10 protein-coding genes are annotated in these 14,184 nt (G+C 69.6%); 3 read left to right on the top strand and 7 right to left on the bottom strand.

Annotated features, from left to right (window positions below; translation table 11 throughout):
• Positions 1–1,171 precede the first annotated feature (1,171 nt).
• From ACWC0C_RS46815 to ACWC0C_RS46805, 3 genes are all read left to right on the top strand, one after another.
• Entirely contained in the window at positions 1,172–1,636 is a 465-nt protein-coding gene (locus ACWC0C_RS46815) for a hypothetical protein (protein ID WP_450871186.1), read from the top strand.
• A gap of 380 nt (positions 1,637–2,016) precedes the next feature.
• A complete protein-coding gene (locus ACWC0C_RS46810) occupies positions 2,017–3,663 on the top strand; it encodes an NHL repeat-containing protein (RefSeq protein ID WP_450871185.1) in 1,647 nt (548 codons plus the stop codon).
• Positions 3,651–5,639: a tyrosine-type recombinase/integrase gene (locus ACWC0C_RS46805; protein WP_450871183.1), complete on the top strand. Its 1,989-nt coding sequence runs from the start codon at positions 3,651–3,653 to the stop codon at positions 5,637–5,639. The genes ACWC0C_RS46810 and ACWC0C_RS46805 overlap by 13 nt, the downstream gene beginning before the upstream one ends.
• Here the strand turns inward: ACWC0C_RS46805 and ACWC0C_RS46800 are convergent.
• The 7 genes from ACWC0C_RS46800 to ACWC0C_RS46770 form a co-directional block, all read right to left on the bottom strand.
• Positions 5,609–7,042, bottom strand: a complete 1,434-nt coding sequence (locus tag ACWC0C_RS46800; protein WP_450871181.1) for an aminobutyraldehyde dehydrogenase — start codon at positions 7,040–7,042, stop codon at positions 5,609–5,611. The two genes, ACWC0C_RS46805 and ACWC0C_RS46800, sit on opposite strands and share 31 nt — an antisense overlap.
• Entirely contained in the window at positions 7,035–8,366 is a 1,332-nt protein-coding gene (locus tag ACWC0C_RS46795) for a flavin monoamine oxidase family protein (RefSeq protein ID WP_450871179.1), read from the bottom strand. Before ACWC0C_RS46795 ends, ACWC0C_RS46800 begins: the two co-directional genes overlap by 8 nt.
• A gap of 9 nt (positions 8,367–8,375) precedes the next feature.
• A complete protein-coding gene (locus tag ACWC0C_RS46790) occupies positions 8,376–9,446 on the bottom strand; it encodes an ABC transporter ATP-binding protein (RefSeq protein WP_450871178.1) in 1,071 nt (356 codons plus the stop codon).
• 3 nt (positions 9,447–9,449) lie between these two features.
• Positions 9,450–10,331 carry an ABC transporter permease gene (locus ACWC0C_RS46785; RefSeq protein ID WP_450871176.1) on the bottom strand — a complete coding sequence of 294 codons (882 nt, stop codon included), beginning with the start codon at positions 10,329–10,331 and terminating at the stop codon, positions 9,450–9,452.
• The gene (locus ACWC0C_RS46780) at positions 10,328–11,221 is read right to left on the bottom strand and encodes an ABC transporter permease (RefSeq protein ID WP_450871174.1); all 894 of its coding nucleotides are present in this window, start codon (positions 11,219–11,221) and stop codon (positions 10,328–10,330) included. Before ACWC0C_RS46780 ends, ACWC0C_RS46785 begins: the two co-directional genes overlap by 4 nt.
• A 1-nt stretch (position 11,222) precedes the next feature.
• Complete coding sequence (locus tag ACWC0C_RS46775) at positions 11,223–12,347, bottom strand: polyamine ABC transporter substrate-binding protein (RefSeq protein ID WP_450871172.1); 1,125 nt, start codon at positions 12,345–12,347, stop codon at positions 11,223–11,225.
• A gap of 173 nt (positions 12,348–12,520) precedes the next feature.
• Complete coding sequence (locus ACWC0C_RS46770) at positions 12,521–13,696, bottom strand: aromatic ring-hydroxylating oxygenase subunit alpha (protein ID WP_450871170.1); 1,176 nt, start codon at positions 13,694–13,696, stop codon at positions 12,521–12,523.
• Between the last annotated feature and the right edge of the window lie 488 nt (positions 13,697–14,184).

Genomic DNA, 14,184 nt, shown 5'->3' with positions numbered 1-14,184 from the left:
CTGCGGGCCTTCGGCCGAGAGGAGATGGAGCGCATCATCGCCAAGGCTGCTAGCTGACGACCACCACACAGCCGACTATGGCGTTTGGCACGTCGTCTCGGCAGCTGGGCTGACGCCTGCATCTGCTACGTCTATGGGCTTTCATGCACTTTCATCCGCCGCGTGATCTTAGGGGCTTCCGGCGGTGGTACTGGCACGGGGCCTCGGGCTCAACCCTCGCCGACTTTGGGGAAAGGGGAGAAGATGAACGATAAGGATCTACAGGTGAACAGACTTCACGAGGGAGTCACGCACGCACTCGAAGAGCTCAAGAAGCATTGCAGCCACGACGGATATTGACACCTTCGGAGAGCGTCGCGCTGGGGCAGAGTGCATGTCGCTCTAGGCCTCCCAGCCGCAGCGTTATCTACAGTTGCCGGCGCCACGATAGCAAGGCGAGGCAGCAGTGGCATGACAGCCTGGCTGGTGCATGGCTAGCACTAGCCGATAAGGCCCAGCTACGACTTGACCTTGACTTCAGTGATGATCACTGGCTTCAGTCAGAGGCAAGAACTGAGCTGGCTGACCTCCAGGAACGTCGAGCCAGGTTGCTCCGTGGACAACTCACGGAGTCAACACACATGGAGAGACAGCAGCGTCCCCCTGGGCCGGCTGTTGCTTAAGCGGTATAGGCGAGTGCTCCGCTGGTCCGACTCGCATCGGCCGTAAGGCATGACCTTGGGAAGCTTGGGTGCCCTAGAGTTCACTGGGTGGCTGACCTGCGGCGGAAGGGTGTCGACACCTGGTGGCGGGTCTGTTGATTCCCCGCTGTTCCCCGTGGGTCCCTGCCCTAACTGGCACGCGTCTGGCACGGCTGCCGTGTCCCTCAATGTTCGCCCGCAGACCCCGGCGAACACCGGAGTGCAGGTAGTCGCTGTCCGTCTCGGCAGCGGTGGCGGTTCGTCCTGAGAGCGTCGACAATCGGAGTTGTTGGCCCGGCGCCATACCGATCGACTCTTTATGACCGAGGTCTAGGTACGCGGCGAATCAGGCGGAGGGGAAGCGTTGGCTGTCCCTGGGGTCTCATCTCGGACAAGCCTGTTCCGAAGATCTAGGCGAGTCGGTAACTGCCCCAGTCGGGACTGCGTCCATGCGCGAGTGACGTTCCTAGTGACTGCCGGGAGGATTGATCGTGGCACTCACCGAGAAGGACCTACTCACGATGGGCGACAGGGGCTTGGTGGAGCTGTTCCGCACCAGTCCGCCCGGTGACATTCCGCACGGCCCGTTGGAGGGTACCGGAATTGTCCCGTGGGGAGGCCGATGGGTGGCGGAGCCGCTCGCCTGGCTGGTCCGCATGGCCGTGTGGCGGGGAAAGGTCTTCGATCACGAGGGCTATCTCAGTAATCGGATGACCCCGTTCGATGTGCTTGCCATTGTGGCTGAGGTTTATACCGGACCAAGCCTGATGGACGAACAGGACTGCATCGTCATCGACTACTCCCGCATTTCACTGGTGGCTCGCGGCGTCCGCGACGAAATACGCGAAGTCAGCCCGGGGCTTTACCTGGGTGTGGTCTGGCTGCTGGGGGCGCGGGTCGGCTGGTTCACGCTGAGGGTGCCGGAAAGCGGTCCGGAAAACACCGAGGCGGAGTAAATGGCACACGGACCGTCTGGTTGACCTGCATCATCTGCTTCGCAGAGCAAGGGATAATCATGAGTATCTCTGGTATGCGCGTGCGCTCGTTGCCCACGTGCAATGGACGCTGCGGCAGGACGTGGGCCGTGGCCCTGCGGTTGACGTCGGCCACTGTCGCAGCGGCCTGTGCCGCCTTCGCCCTGCCGGCACCGGCGTCCGGTGCCGCATCGCTCTCGCTCCAGGGAACCGTCACCGGGGCAGGGAAGCCGCTCCAAGGCTCTCAGGTCACGCTCATGGCCGGGGCACGCTCCGGTGCCAGGAAGTTGGGTCAGGCCACGACCGACGCGCACGGATCCTTCCGGATCACGTACACAAAGCCTGCCGACGGGGTGGTCTACGTGGAAGCCACGTCCCCCTGGGCGCACAGACTCCGACTGCGCTCGGTCGTCGGGTTCGGTACCGGAGGCGGTGTACCCGAGCGGACTGTGAACAAGGTGACGGTCAACGAACTGACCACCGTCGCAGCAACGTACGCCCTCGCCCAGTTCAGCGGCCGACAGGGCATCGCCGGACCCGCTCCAGGGCTTGAGAACGCCGCCGCGACCTCGTTCAACCTCGCCGACCCGACGACCGGCAAGGCTGGAGGGCCCCTCACCGGCGACAGCGCCAACAGCGACACGCTCGCCACGCAGAACACGCTGGCCGACCTCGTCTCGCTCTGCGTAACGGACAACGCCCGATGCGACAAGCTCACCCAACTGGCGACACCGCCCGGCGAAACCCGCCCCGCCGACACCGTGCAGGCGATCCTCAGCCTGGCTCACAACCCCACGCAGTCCCCGGACCGCCTGGCGGCTTTGGCCCGTACCGCGACAGTGTTCACTCCCGCGCTCAGCGCAGCACCCCAGTCCTGGATCATGGCAGTGCGCTACCCCGCTCCCGAGGTCTACGCGCCAGGGCGCATCGCGTTCGACGCGAAGGGCAACGTGTGGGCGACCAACAACTGGAAGCCGGGAACAAGGGACCCCAACTCCCACGTCACCGTGCAAGATCCCACCGGTCGGCCGACCCTGGGCAGCCCCATCAGCGGCGGCGGCATGAAGGCCGGAGCCTGGGGCCTCGCGATCGATCACAACGGATCGGTGTGGGCACCCAGCTACGGCGGCAACGCCATATCGAAATACTCCGCCTCGGGCAAGCCGCTGTCCCCCTCCTCCGGGTGGAAGAACGGCGATTTCGTCAAACCCCAGGGCGTCGCTGTGGACCAGCGCGGCAACATATGGATCGCCAACTCCTACGGCCTCAAGGGCAGGGCCGGCGCGGGCAGCGTCGTGGTCTACCCCCACGGCGACCCGAGCAAGGCCATCAGCATCACTGACAAGAGCTTCAACCACCCCTTCGCCGTCCAGATCGACGGCCAGGGGCGAGCCTGGGTCACCAACAGCCATCTCTCCTTCGAGGAGATCAGGCAATCGGGTCGACCCAGTAACGTCGGCGGAAGCGTCACGGTCATCGGCCCCGACTTCAAGCCGCTCTCCTCCACCACCGACAAATCCATACAAGGGCCCGTCGGGCTCGCCCTCGATTCCAAGGGCAACGCCTGGGTCGCCAACTTCTTCAGCAGCGCAGTCACCGAGATCCGGCCGAACGGTACCGTCGCGGGCGTACACCAACTGCCCAAGAAGGTCTTCCCCTGGTCGGTCGCCATCGACGGCCAGGACCGCGTATGGGTCGCCGGCTTCGGCAACTCCTCCGTCTCACTCCTGTGCGGACTGAACGCTGCCGCCTGCCCGTCCGGTGCGTCCGCCGGCACCGTCCTGTCCCCCACGCAGGGCTTCCAGAACAAAGCGATCCAGCACCTCACGGCAATACAGATCGACCCCTCGGGCAACGCCTGGGTAGCCAACAACTGGTCGAAGATCGCCCCGCCCACAGGGGGCGTGGGCCTGGTCGAACTCGTCGGGGCCGGCACCCCGGTCTGCACGCCCCTGACCCCACTCCCGATGCGTCCGTCGTCAGCAACCACAAGCGCGTGTTCGAAGTAGGCTGCCGTCGAAACTGGGCTCCAGGGCCTCCTCAGCAGGTCGGCGGAGCGAACCGCCACCCCGTCGCGGCCCCAGGGATCCGGGATCTGCTCATCGACTACCTGGAGGAACGCCGCCCTCGCCTGGACTACGCGACCTTGGACAACCTCGCCCGGCAGCTGACGCGGAACTTCTGGTGCGACATCGAACGGCACCACCCCGGCCTCGACACCCTCCACCTGCCGGCCGACGTCGCCGCCGCGTGGAAGGAGAGCTTTCGCACCCGCGTCCAGCGGCGCCGAGGTCCGGCCGGCTCCATCGAGGAGACGGGCGTGGAACGCGCCGACCGCGCGATGATCTCCATCGCGGTACGCGCCTTCTACCTGGACATCGCCCGCTGGGCGACCGAGGAACCCGCCCGTTGGGGCCCCTGGGTGGCGCCCTGCCCGATCAAGGCGGCCGGGACCGCCGACCGCAAGCGCCTCACCTGGACCAAGGCGCGCATGGACCAGCGCACCCGCGAGCGCCTCCCCATGCTGGAGGCCTTCGCCCGGGCCGCCGCCGACCACCACCGCCTGCGCGCGGCCCACCTCGCCGTCGCCCGAGCCACCCCGCCTGGCGCCGTGTTCACCCTCGACGGAGCCACCTACACCCGGGGCACCAACCCGGCTGGCGCCGCGGCCCGCGACGCGCACGGGCGGCTCGTCCACCTCGACCGGGTCGAACACCGCGCGTTCTGGGCCTGGGCGACGGTGGAGTTCCTGCGACATACCGGTGCCCGCGTGGAGGAGATGCTGGAGATCAGCCACCACGCGATGATCCAGTACCGGCTGCCCACCACCGGCGAGATCGTCCCCCTGCTGCAGATCGCCCCCTCCAAGACCGATGTCGAGCGCGTCCTGCTCGTCAGCCCCGAGCTCGCCGACGTCCTCGCCACGATCATCCGCCGCGTCCGCGACCCCAAGACCGGCCTGATCCCCCTGGTCACCCGCTACGACGCCGAAGAGCGCCAGTGGAACCCACCTGCGCCCCTGCTCATCCAGTACGACCGCGGCGGCGAACCCTCCACCCTCAACTCCCAGACCATCCGCGAGATCCTCAAGGAGACCGTCGCCTTCATGGGGCTGACCGACGCGACAGGGCGCCCCTTGCACTTCACCCCGCAGGACTTCCGACGGATGTTCATCACCGACGCCATCCGCACCGGCCTGCCGCCCCACATCGCCCAGGTCATCGCCGGTCACGCCAACATCAACACGACCATGGGCTACAACGTCGTCTACCCCACCGAGACCATCGAAGCCCACCGCGCCTTCATCACCCGCCGCCGCACCCTGTGCCCCGCCGAGGAGTACCGAACCCCGACCGACGCCGAGTGGGAGGACTTCCTCGGCCACTTCGAACGCCGCAAGCTCTCCGTCGGGACCTGCGCCCGCGCCTACGGCACCGCCTGCATCCACGAGCACGCCTGCGTCCGCTGCTCCCTCCTACGCCCCGACCCGGCCCAGCGCGGCCGGCTGGTGGAGATCCGCGACAACCTCCTCGACCGGATCGCCGAAGCCGAGCGAGAACCAGGAGGTCCCCGACCTGCCGGGCAAGGCAGAGCCGATCGTAGCCGAGGTGAAAATGGCCCATCAGCTCGTCGACGCCCTGACCACCGACTGGGACCCGGAAGCCTTCCACGACACGTTCCAGGAGAAGGTCAAAGCGTTGATCGAGGCCAAGGCCGCGGGCGAAGCCGTGGAGAAGGCCGAGCTGGCCGCGCAGCCCACCGGCGTCGTAGACCTGATGGAGGCCCTGCGCGTCAGCGTCGAGCGAGCCCGCAGCCCAAAGGACACCGGAGAAAAGGCCAGCACCTCCCAGAACCCCGGACGCGGCCAGAAGCCTGTCGCAAAGAAGCGCACCGGCGGGTCGCTGCGGTCGCTAACCAAGGCCGAGCTGTACGAGAAGGCCACCAAGGCCGGCGTCACAGCATGACGTGCTTGACCTGGGTGTAGTCGAGCAGGCCCGCGAGGGAGAGGTCGCTTCCGTAACCGGAGTGCCGCACACCGCCGTGCGGCATCTCCGAGACGGTCGTGCCGTGGGTGTTGACCCAGACGATGCCGGTGTGCAGGGCCCGGCTCGCGCGCATCGCGCGGTCGTGGTCGCGGGTCCAGACACTCGCGGCCAGACCCTGGGGCACGGCGTTCGCCATGCGCAGGGCCTCGGCCTCGTCGCCGAAGGGCTGGACGGTGACGACTGGCCCGAACACCTCGCCGCGTACGATCTCGTCCTCCTGCCGGGCCCCGGCCACCACCGTGGCCTCGTGGAAGTAGCCGGGGCGGGGGACGCGCGAGCCCCCGGCGACGACCTCGGCGTGCGCCGGGAGGCGCTCCAACAGCCCGCACACGGAAGCAAGTTGGGAGACATGCGCCAGCGGGCCGAAGTCGGCGCGGGCGTCGGTGGACGTGCCGGGCACGCGCTGCGCGGCCCGCCTGGCGAAGGCGTCCAGGAAGGCGTCGTGGACGCGTCGGTGGACCAGGATCCGGCCGGCGGCCGTACAGTCCTGCCCCGCGTTGTAGAAGGACAGGTACGACAGCTGCTCGACCGCCTCTTCGAGATCGGCGTCCTCGTGGATCAACACCGGTGCGTTGCCGCCCAGTTCGAGATGGAGCCGCTTCAGGTCGGCCGCCGCGGCGGCGGCGATCTCCTGTCCGGCGCGGACGCTGCCGGTGACGGCGACCATCCGGACGTGGGGATGGGCGACGAGCAGGCGCCCGGTGTCCCGGTCGCCGCACACGACGTTCAGCACGCCGGGTGGCAGGTGCTCGGCGGCCAGCCGGGCGAGGAGCGTCGTGGTGGAGGGCGTGGAGTCGGACGGTTTCAGGACGACGGTGTTGCCGGCGGCCAGCGCCGGAGCGACCTTCCACACGGCCATCATCAGCGGGTAGTTCCACGGCGTGATCTGGGCGCAGACGCCCACCGGCTCGCGGCGCAGGACGGAGGTGCGCCCCGGTGCGTACTCGGCGGCCGCGGCACCCGGCAGGTTCCGGGCGGCCCCGGCGAAGTACCGCAGCACATCCACGATCGCGGGCAGCTCGTCCGCCAGGAAGAGGGCGCGCGGCTTGCCGGTGTCGGCCACCTCGGCGCTCGCCAGGGCGTCCGCCTCCCGTTCCAGGGCGTCGGCGATGCGCAGCAGCGCGGTCTGCCGGTGCGCCGGTGTGGTGGCCGACCAGCCGTCGAAGGCGTCCTGCGCCGCCCGGCAGGCCCGGTCCACGTCCTCCGGGCCGGACAGCGGGGCCAGTCCGTGGGTGAGTCCGGTCGCGGGGTCGACCAGTCGCAACGTGGCTCCGGAGACGGCCGGTACGTCCTTGCCGCCCACGTGGTTCAGAACTGCCGTCGGGGAAGCGGTGTCAGCCACGGCGCAGTGCCTCCTCTGCGGCGGCGCGGCCGGTGCGGACGGCGCCCTCCATGTATCCGGCGACCCACTGGTCCGAGCCGCAGACGTAGAACGGTGGTTCGTGGGTGCCGTGCAGCGGACCGACCGCCATCACCTCGCCCGGCGGCCACTGGGTGACGTAGCCCTGCGTCCACGGGTCGGTGCCCCACAGCCGCAGGTGACAGGCGGTCGGCCGCAGTGCCTCATCCCCGAACATGGCGGCCGTCTCGGCGAGCAGCTCCGGGATGCGCAGGTGCGGCGGGGTGCCCAGCAGGACGCCGTAGCGCTCGGGGGGAACCAGCGCCGACAGCACGCCCTCGTTCTGCGGCCAGGTGCTGCCCAGGACCCCCTCCGCCTCGGACAGGCCGCTGAGGCCGTCGGCGCGCCAGAAGGGACGGTCGTAGACGGCGGCGAACTTCGCGGCCGTCGCCTGGCGTTGGCGGTGCAGCGAGGCCAGCCGGGCGTCGCTCACCCCGGTCACGTGGACCGACCGCAGCGGTCCCACCGGCAGGGCGCTCACCACGGCCGCCGCGCTGAGGACCTCGCCGGTGACCAGGCGCACGCTGCAGCGGCCGGGACGTACGTCCAGTGCGGCGACGGGCGCGCCGAGGCGGATGCGCGGGCCCAGCTCGCGGCCCATGACCTCGGCGAGCGTCGCCGAGCCCTCCGCCAGGCGCAGTCCCTCCCAGTCGTCGTAGTCGTAGTCGCCGGTACCGGGCACCGCCGCGCTCTTGCGCAGTGCGGCGAGCAGCGAGATCCGCTCGTACGACCCGCCCGCCAGGGCCAGTTGGCCGATGTCCCACAGCCGTACCACCGCGGGTGTGGCGTGGTGGGAACGCAGCCAGTCGGCCACGGACAGCCGGTCCAGGGCGGCCGCCTCCGGGTGCGACCAGGGGTCGTCGGGATCGACCGTGGCGGCGAGCTCGCTGAACTCCCTTCGGAAATGCTCGTGTTGGGCCATGTCGCCGGGGCCGAACCAGTGCGGTGGGTCGCCGGCCGAGAGGCCCTCGGGTGTGGCACGGGTCATGCGGCCTGGTTCGGCGACATAGCTCGGGACCAGTTCCAGGCCGAGTTCCTTGGCGAGTTGCAGGTACGCGGTGTGGGCATGGCCGACCACCTCGCCGCCCAGCTGGACGGTGCGGCCGTCGGCTGTGCGGGTCTGCTCGACCCGGCCGCCGACGCGGTCCCGGGCCTCCAGGACGAGCACGTCGGTGCCGGCGGTCGCCAGGTCCCGGGCGGCGGCGAGTCCGGCAAGACCCGCGCCGAGCACGATCACGTCGTGATGCATCGCAGTCGCTTTCGTCATGGGGCGGGGTCAGGCAAGGACCAGGCAGTGTTCGGGCCGCCAGCCGAACTCCACCGTCTCGCCGCCGCTCCAGCGGTCCTCCATGCGGGCGCGGGCCGTGTTCTGCTCCAGCACGGACAGCGTGACGCCCGGGGCGAGTTCGATCAGGTAGGTGGTCGTCGGGCCGCTGTAGACCGTCTCGCGGATCACCCCGGAGAGCACCGACATGCCCGGTTCGAAGTCAGACAGCCAGATCTTCTCGGGGCGCACGGACACGCTGACGGCGGTGCCGTCCGCGAGGCCGCCGCGGGCGCCCACCGCCAGGGCGGGGCCCTGGTCCAGGGCGACCTCACCGCCCCGGTAGGTGCCGGTCATCAGGTTGGACGTGCCCATGAAGGAGGCCACGAACCGGCTGGCGGGATGCTCGTAGACGTCCTCCGGGGTGCCGCACTGCTCGATGCGGCCCTCGTTCATCACGGCGATCCGGTCGGACATGGTCAGCGCCTCGTCCTGGTCGTGGGTGACGAAGACGAAGGTGATGCCGACCTCGCGCTGGATCTGCTTCAGCTCCACCTGCATCTGCCGGCGCAGCTTCAGGTCGAGGGCGGCCAGCGGCTCGTCGAGGAGCAGCACGGCCGGACGGTTGACGAGCGCACGGGCCAGGGCGACGCGCTGGCGCTGGCCGCCCGAGAGGGTGCGGGGCCTGCGGTCGGCGAGGCCGGCGAGCTGGACCAGCTCCAGCATCTCGCCGACACGCTGTCGCATCTCGGACTTGCCGACGCCCTTGCGCTTGAGACCGAAGGCCACGTTGTCGGCGACGCTCAGATGGTCGAAGAGCGCGTAGCTCTGGAAGACCGTGTTGACGTTGCGCCGGTTCGGCGGCAGCGCGGTCACGTCCTCGCCGGCGAGCAGCACCGAGCCCTCGGTCGGGTCGCTGAACCCGCCGATCATGCGCAGCGTGGTGGTCTTGCCGCAGCCCGAGGGGCCCAGCAGGGAGAAGAAGTGGCCGGCCTCGATGTCGAGGTCAAGACGGTGGACGGCGTAGGAGTCCGCGAACTGCTTGGAGACGCCGTCGAGCCGGACGGCCGGGATCGCGTCCATGGGTCACTCTCCGGAGAGGATGCCGAGGCCGCCGCGGCGGCCGAAGAGGCGCGGGATGAACAGGGCCAGGGCGATCAGGACGACGGAGCCCGCGAGCATCAGGGTGCCGACGGCGTTGATGGTGGGCTTCACCCCGAAGCGGATCGCCGAGTAGATCCGCACCGACAGCGGCTGGGGGTCCACACCGGTGGTGAAGTAGGCGAGGACGAAGTCGTCGAAGACGAGCGCGAAGATCAGTACCGCGCTCGCCAGCACGGCGGGCAGCAGGGCGGGCAGGGTCACCAGGCGCACCGCCTGCCAGCGGCTGGCACCGAGGTCCATGGCGGCTTCCTCCACCTCCGGGTTCAGCGCGGCGACCCGGGAGCGGAGGATGACGGTGACGTAGGAGATGGAGAAGGTGATCTCGGCGAGCATCACTGTGCCGGTGGACAGGGCCACGCCCAGGCCCTTGAAGAGCAGCATCGAGGCGACGCCGGTGACTATCTCCGGTGTGATGAGCGGCACCAGCATGATCAGGCCGGCCAGCGAGCCGAGCCGGGTGCGGCAGCGGACCAGGCCGAGCGCGAGCGCCACGCCGAGCACGACCGAACCGGCCATCGCCACCAGGGAGATGCGCAGGCTGGTGCCGAGGGAGGAGATCAGGACGTCGTCGTGGACGAAGGCGCGGTACCAGCGCAGGCTGAACCCGCCGAAGACGGTCAGGGATTTCTTGGAGTTGAAGGAGAACAGGGCCACGACCGCGATGGGCAGGTAGAGCAGCGCGAAGAAGAGCGCGGTGACGGCGATGAGGAGCCGGGGCTTGCGGTCGGCGCGGCCGCGTCGCGCGCGGCTGCGGGCGGCCGGTCGGGCGGGTGCGGTGGCGGAGGGCAGGCGCAGCAGGGTCATCGGCGGGCCTCCGCCTCGTCCTTGCGGGTGCGGCGCAGATAGCCGAACATCCCGATCAGCAGGACCAGCATCAGCAGCATCGTGAGCGCGGAGCCCAGCGGCCAGTTCTGGCCCTGAAAGAACTTGTCCTGGATGAGGTTGCCGATCATGATCTGGTCCGGTCCTCCCATGAGCTGTGCGCTGACGAAGTCGCCCATGGCGGGCAGGAACACCAGGACGAGCCCGGCGGCCGCGCCCTGCCGGGTAGCGGGCAGGGTGACGAAGAAGAAGGTGCGGACCGGGCCGCCGTACAGGTCGCGGCCGGCCTCGATGAGGGAGACGTCGAGCCGTTCCAGGGCCGCGTACAGCGGGATGATCATGAAGACGACGAAGCCGTAGACGAGTCCCGCGACCACACCGGCACCGGTGTTGAGGATCTTCGTGTTGCCGTCGGCGAGTCCCACCGCACGCAGGGCGCGCAGCACGGGGCCGTCGTCGGACAGGACCACCGACCAGCCGTACATGCGGACCAGGTAGTTGGCGAAGAACGGCACCACGATCGCGGCGATCAGCGCGTGCTTGTAGCGTCCGCCGTGCAGGGCGATGGTGTACGCCACCGGGTAGGCGATCACCAGGCAGATCAGACAGGTCAGCACGGCGTAGCCGAGGGAGCGGGCGAGGACCTCGGTGTAGGCGGGGTCGGCGAGGGCGCGCACGGCGGACGGGTCGAAGCCGAAGCGCGGGTTGCCGAGGTCGTCGGTGGTGCCCACGGCGAGGACGGCGACCAGGACGAGCGAGGCGATCATGAACCCGGTCATCCACAGGGTGCCGGGCAGCATGAGCCAGGCCCAGATGCGGCCCTCGTCGGCGCCGCGCCGGCGTGTGCGGGAGGAGGAGCGGAGCAGTGCCATGTCAGCCCGCCTTCACATGGGTCCAGGCGGTGTCGCGGGCGTTCTCCGCCGCGCGGCTGCCGTTGCGGAAGAACAGGCCCGCCTTCAGGTCGTCCTCGGTGACGAGGCACTCGGGGAACGGCTTGACCAGCTCGGCGTACGTCTTCTCGGTGCCCGCCACCGGCATCGGGTAGCCGATGTACTCGATGTTCTTCTTCACGTTCTCGGGCCGCAGCATGTAGTCGATGAACAGCATCGCGGTGCCGGGGTGCGGGGCGTTCCAGGGGATGGCGTAGCAGTCGGAGTTGATCGGCGTGCCCTCCTTCGGGGCCTCGAAGCCGAACACCGAGGGATCCTTGGCCTGGTTGAGCATGGCGGCCATGTCGCCGCTCCAGGCCTGCGTCATGACCGCGTTGCCGTTGAGCAGGTTGTTGTAGCTGTCGCTGGAGAAGCCGCGCAGCCGGGGGCGCAGGGTGCTCAGCAGGGAGGTGACGCGGTCGAGGTCGTGGCGGTCGCCGGTGCTCACGCCCAGACCCAGTTCGAGGGCGCCCATGCCGAGGACCTCGTCGCGGTCGTCCAGCAGGAAGACCTTGCCCCTGACCTTGTCGCTCCACAGGTCCCGCCAGGAGCCGGTGAGTTCGCCGATCCTGTCGCGGCGCCAGCCGATGCCGGTCTTGTACGCGGTGAAGGGCACGGTGTGGGCGGAGCCGGGGTCGTACCAGGGGTCGGCGAAGTAGGTGTACGTGCCGAAGATCGCGTGTGCGTTGGGGAGTTGGGCGTGGTCGATGCGGCGCAGCCGGCCCCCGCGCACCAGACGCTGGGCCCATTTGGCGCTCGGGAAGATGATGTCGTAGCGGTTGCCCGCGTTGAGCTTGGCGACCATGCCTTCCATCGAGTCGAAGTTCGACTGGACGACCTTGACGCCGTACTCCTTCTCGAAGCCCTTGAACACGGAAGGGTCGACATAGTCGGCCCAGTTGAAGTAGACGAGATCGCCGTCGACGCGCGCCTTGACCGGGGCGAGCTGCTGGGCGCTGGGCGTTTGGGCGGGCATGAACCCGCAGCCGCCGGCCGCGGCGCCGAGCAGGCCGCAGGCGCCTGCCCGCAGCACGGCGCGCCGGGTCGGTGGAAGTACCTCGGGGGACACGGGACGTCCTCTTTCGTCGAGGAACGGCACAACTCCAGGGCTGGACCGGCGGGTCGGCTCACGGAGGCCCTGACTCCGTAGGGAAGACCGGTCTGGGGAGGGTGCGAGCGTGCGTCAGCGGGGGCGGGGTAAGCCCGTGCGGAGGCGTACGGTGCGGGGTACGCGGGAGGACGTCACTGCGGGTCCCCCTCCAAGTCGTCCCGGACCCGGCGGGCGAACCAGCCGACGGCGGCCTCGCGCTGTGAGAGCGGACCCGGCTCGAATCCGGGCGTGCTCAGGCCGGCCTGTACGCGCTCCACCAGCTCGGCGTCCTCGTCGTTGGTGACCCAGCCGATGTGGATGTTCAGCCGGCGGGCCAGCCGGGTGCGGACGCTCTCCCCGTGTTTCGTGTAGAAGGCGCCGGGGATCGCCGCCCGGTCCTGGGCGGTGGGCAGGGCGGTCCAGGCCAGCACGTGGTCAGGGTAGAAGTCGATGAGGGTGTTCGGGTAGATCACGGCGTACCGCCACACCTGCCGGTCGGCCTCGGTGAGTCCCGGCATGGGGGTGGCCAGCTGCTGGTAGAGCCGCTCGGTCCAGTTCGAGGAGGGCTTGTCGCGCAGCGGTGACTCGAACAGGACGTAGTTCTCCTGCACGTCCACCGTGTACGCCTGGTAGTCCAGCAGCCGCATGAGCGCGGGGTGCGCGACGGGGACGTGGTAGCCCTCCAGATAGTTGTCGACGATCACCTTCCAGTTGGCGTTCTGCTCCTCACTGCCCGCGAGGTCGTGGATGCGGTGCCTGCCCAGGGGTACGAGGCCGGGCCCGGCGTAGCGGCCGACGGCCTCGGCGAGCCCGGCACAGGTCTCGGCGAGCGGGGGCGCCTCCAGGTCGAGGTTGACGAAGACGAAGCCGAGGAAGGACTCCACGTTGACCGGGTACAGGCCGAGACGGGGCTTGTCCAGGCAGGGGATCCGCCGCGCCTCGGGGGCACCGACGAGGCGCCCGTCCAGCTTGTAGGTCCAGCCGTGGTACGGGCAGCGGATCGCCTTGCCCGCGGGCTCGGGCGCGGTGACCAGGCGGGTACCGCGGTGCCGGCAGACGTTGAGGTGGGCGGCGAGGCTCCCGTCCTCGGTCCGGACGACCAGTACCTCCCGGCCGGCCGCGGTCGCGGTGAGACGGGCGCCGGGGCCCGGGAGGTCGGATTCGTGGCAGACGAGCTGCCAGGACTTGGCGAAGATCCGTTCGGTCTCGGCCTGGGCGACGGCCGGATCCGTGTAGTAGCGGGCGGGTAGCGCTTCCCCGGGATGCTCGGCCGGCGGCCCCGGTAGGGCAGCAGGGAGAGCGGCTTCCCGCGTGGTCGAGGGGTTCATCGGGTCCTCCTCCGCGCCGCGGCGGCGGCGATGGGCGGTGAGGCTGAGCCGCGCAAGGGCGGCGGGCCAGGACAGCGCACTGTCGCGCCGACCAGCCACCCTCCTGGCTGACTGATTGGTTAGTCAGACTGGGACCGGTCGTCCCGCAAGTCAAGGCTTGTGGGCTGACTAATTAGTTAGTTAGTGTCGTGGCAGGCGGACGGCCAGGGCATACGGCTCGGCCGCACGCCGCGCACCGATCCGGACACCGCTTGTCCCCCGTGCACGGCCCCGAGGGCCTGCACCCCCACACGCTCCCCGCCCCCATCTCGTCCGGCGCCGGAGCACCTCCCGTCCACGCCATCGCCGCGCCACCCCGTTTCCCGGCCCGTCCGGGAGCGGCGCGACCCCGGAGGCACGCATGAGCGCTCGCCGAAGTCTGGTATGGCTCGGCCTCACACCGGAGCCCGAACAGGAACTGCCCGCCGCCGTGGCCGCCCTGCGGGCCC

This window comes from Streptomyces sp. NPDC001709 (assembly GCF_053596375.1).
The sequence above is the reverse complement of the archived record's forward strand: the minus strand, read 5'-3'. Positions and strand labels throughout refer to the sequence as shown.

Excerpts from the sequence above, each read along its gene's own strand:
- ACWC0C_RS46795 (WP_450871179.1), bottom strand. The coding sequence starts at position 8,366 with ATGACGAAAGCGACTGCGATGCATCACGACGTGATCGTGCTCGGCGCG.
- ACWC0C_RS46790 (WP_450871178.1), bottom strand. The coding sequence starts at position 9,446 with ATGGACGCGATCCCGGCCGTCCGGCTCGACGGCGTCTCCAAGCAGTTC.
- ACWC0C_RS46785 (WP_450871176.1), bottom strand. The coding sequence starts at position 10,331 with ATGACCCTGCTGCGCCTGCCCTCCGCCACCGCACCCGCCCGACCGGCC.
- ACWC0C_RS46780 (WP_450871174.1), bottom strand. The coding sequence starts at position 11,221 with ATGGCACTGCTCCGCTCCTCCTCCCGCACACGCCGGCGCGGCGCCGAC.
- ACWC0C_RS46770 (WP_450871170.1), bottom strand. The coding sequence starts at position 13,696 with ATGAACCCCTCGACCACGCGGGAAGCCGCTCTCCCTGCTGCCCTACCG.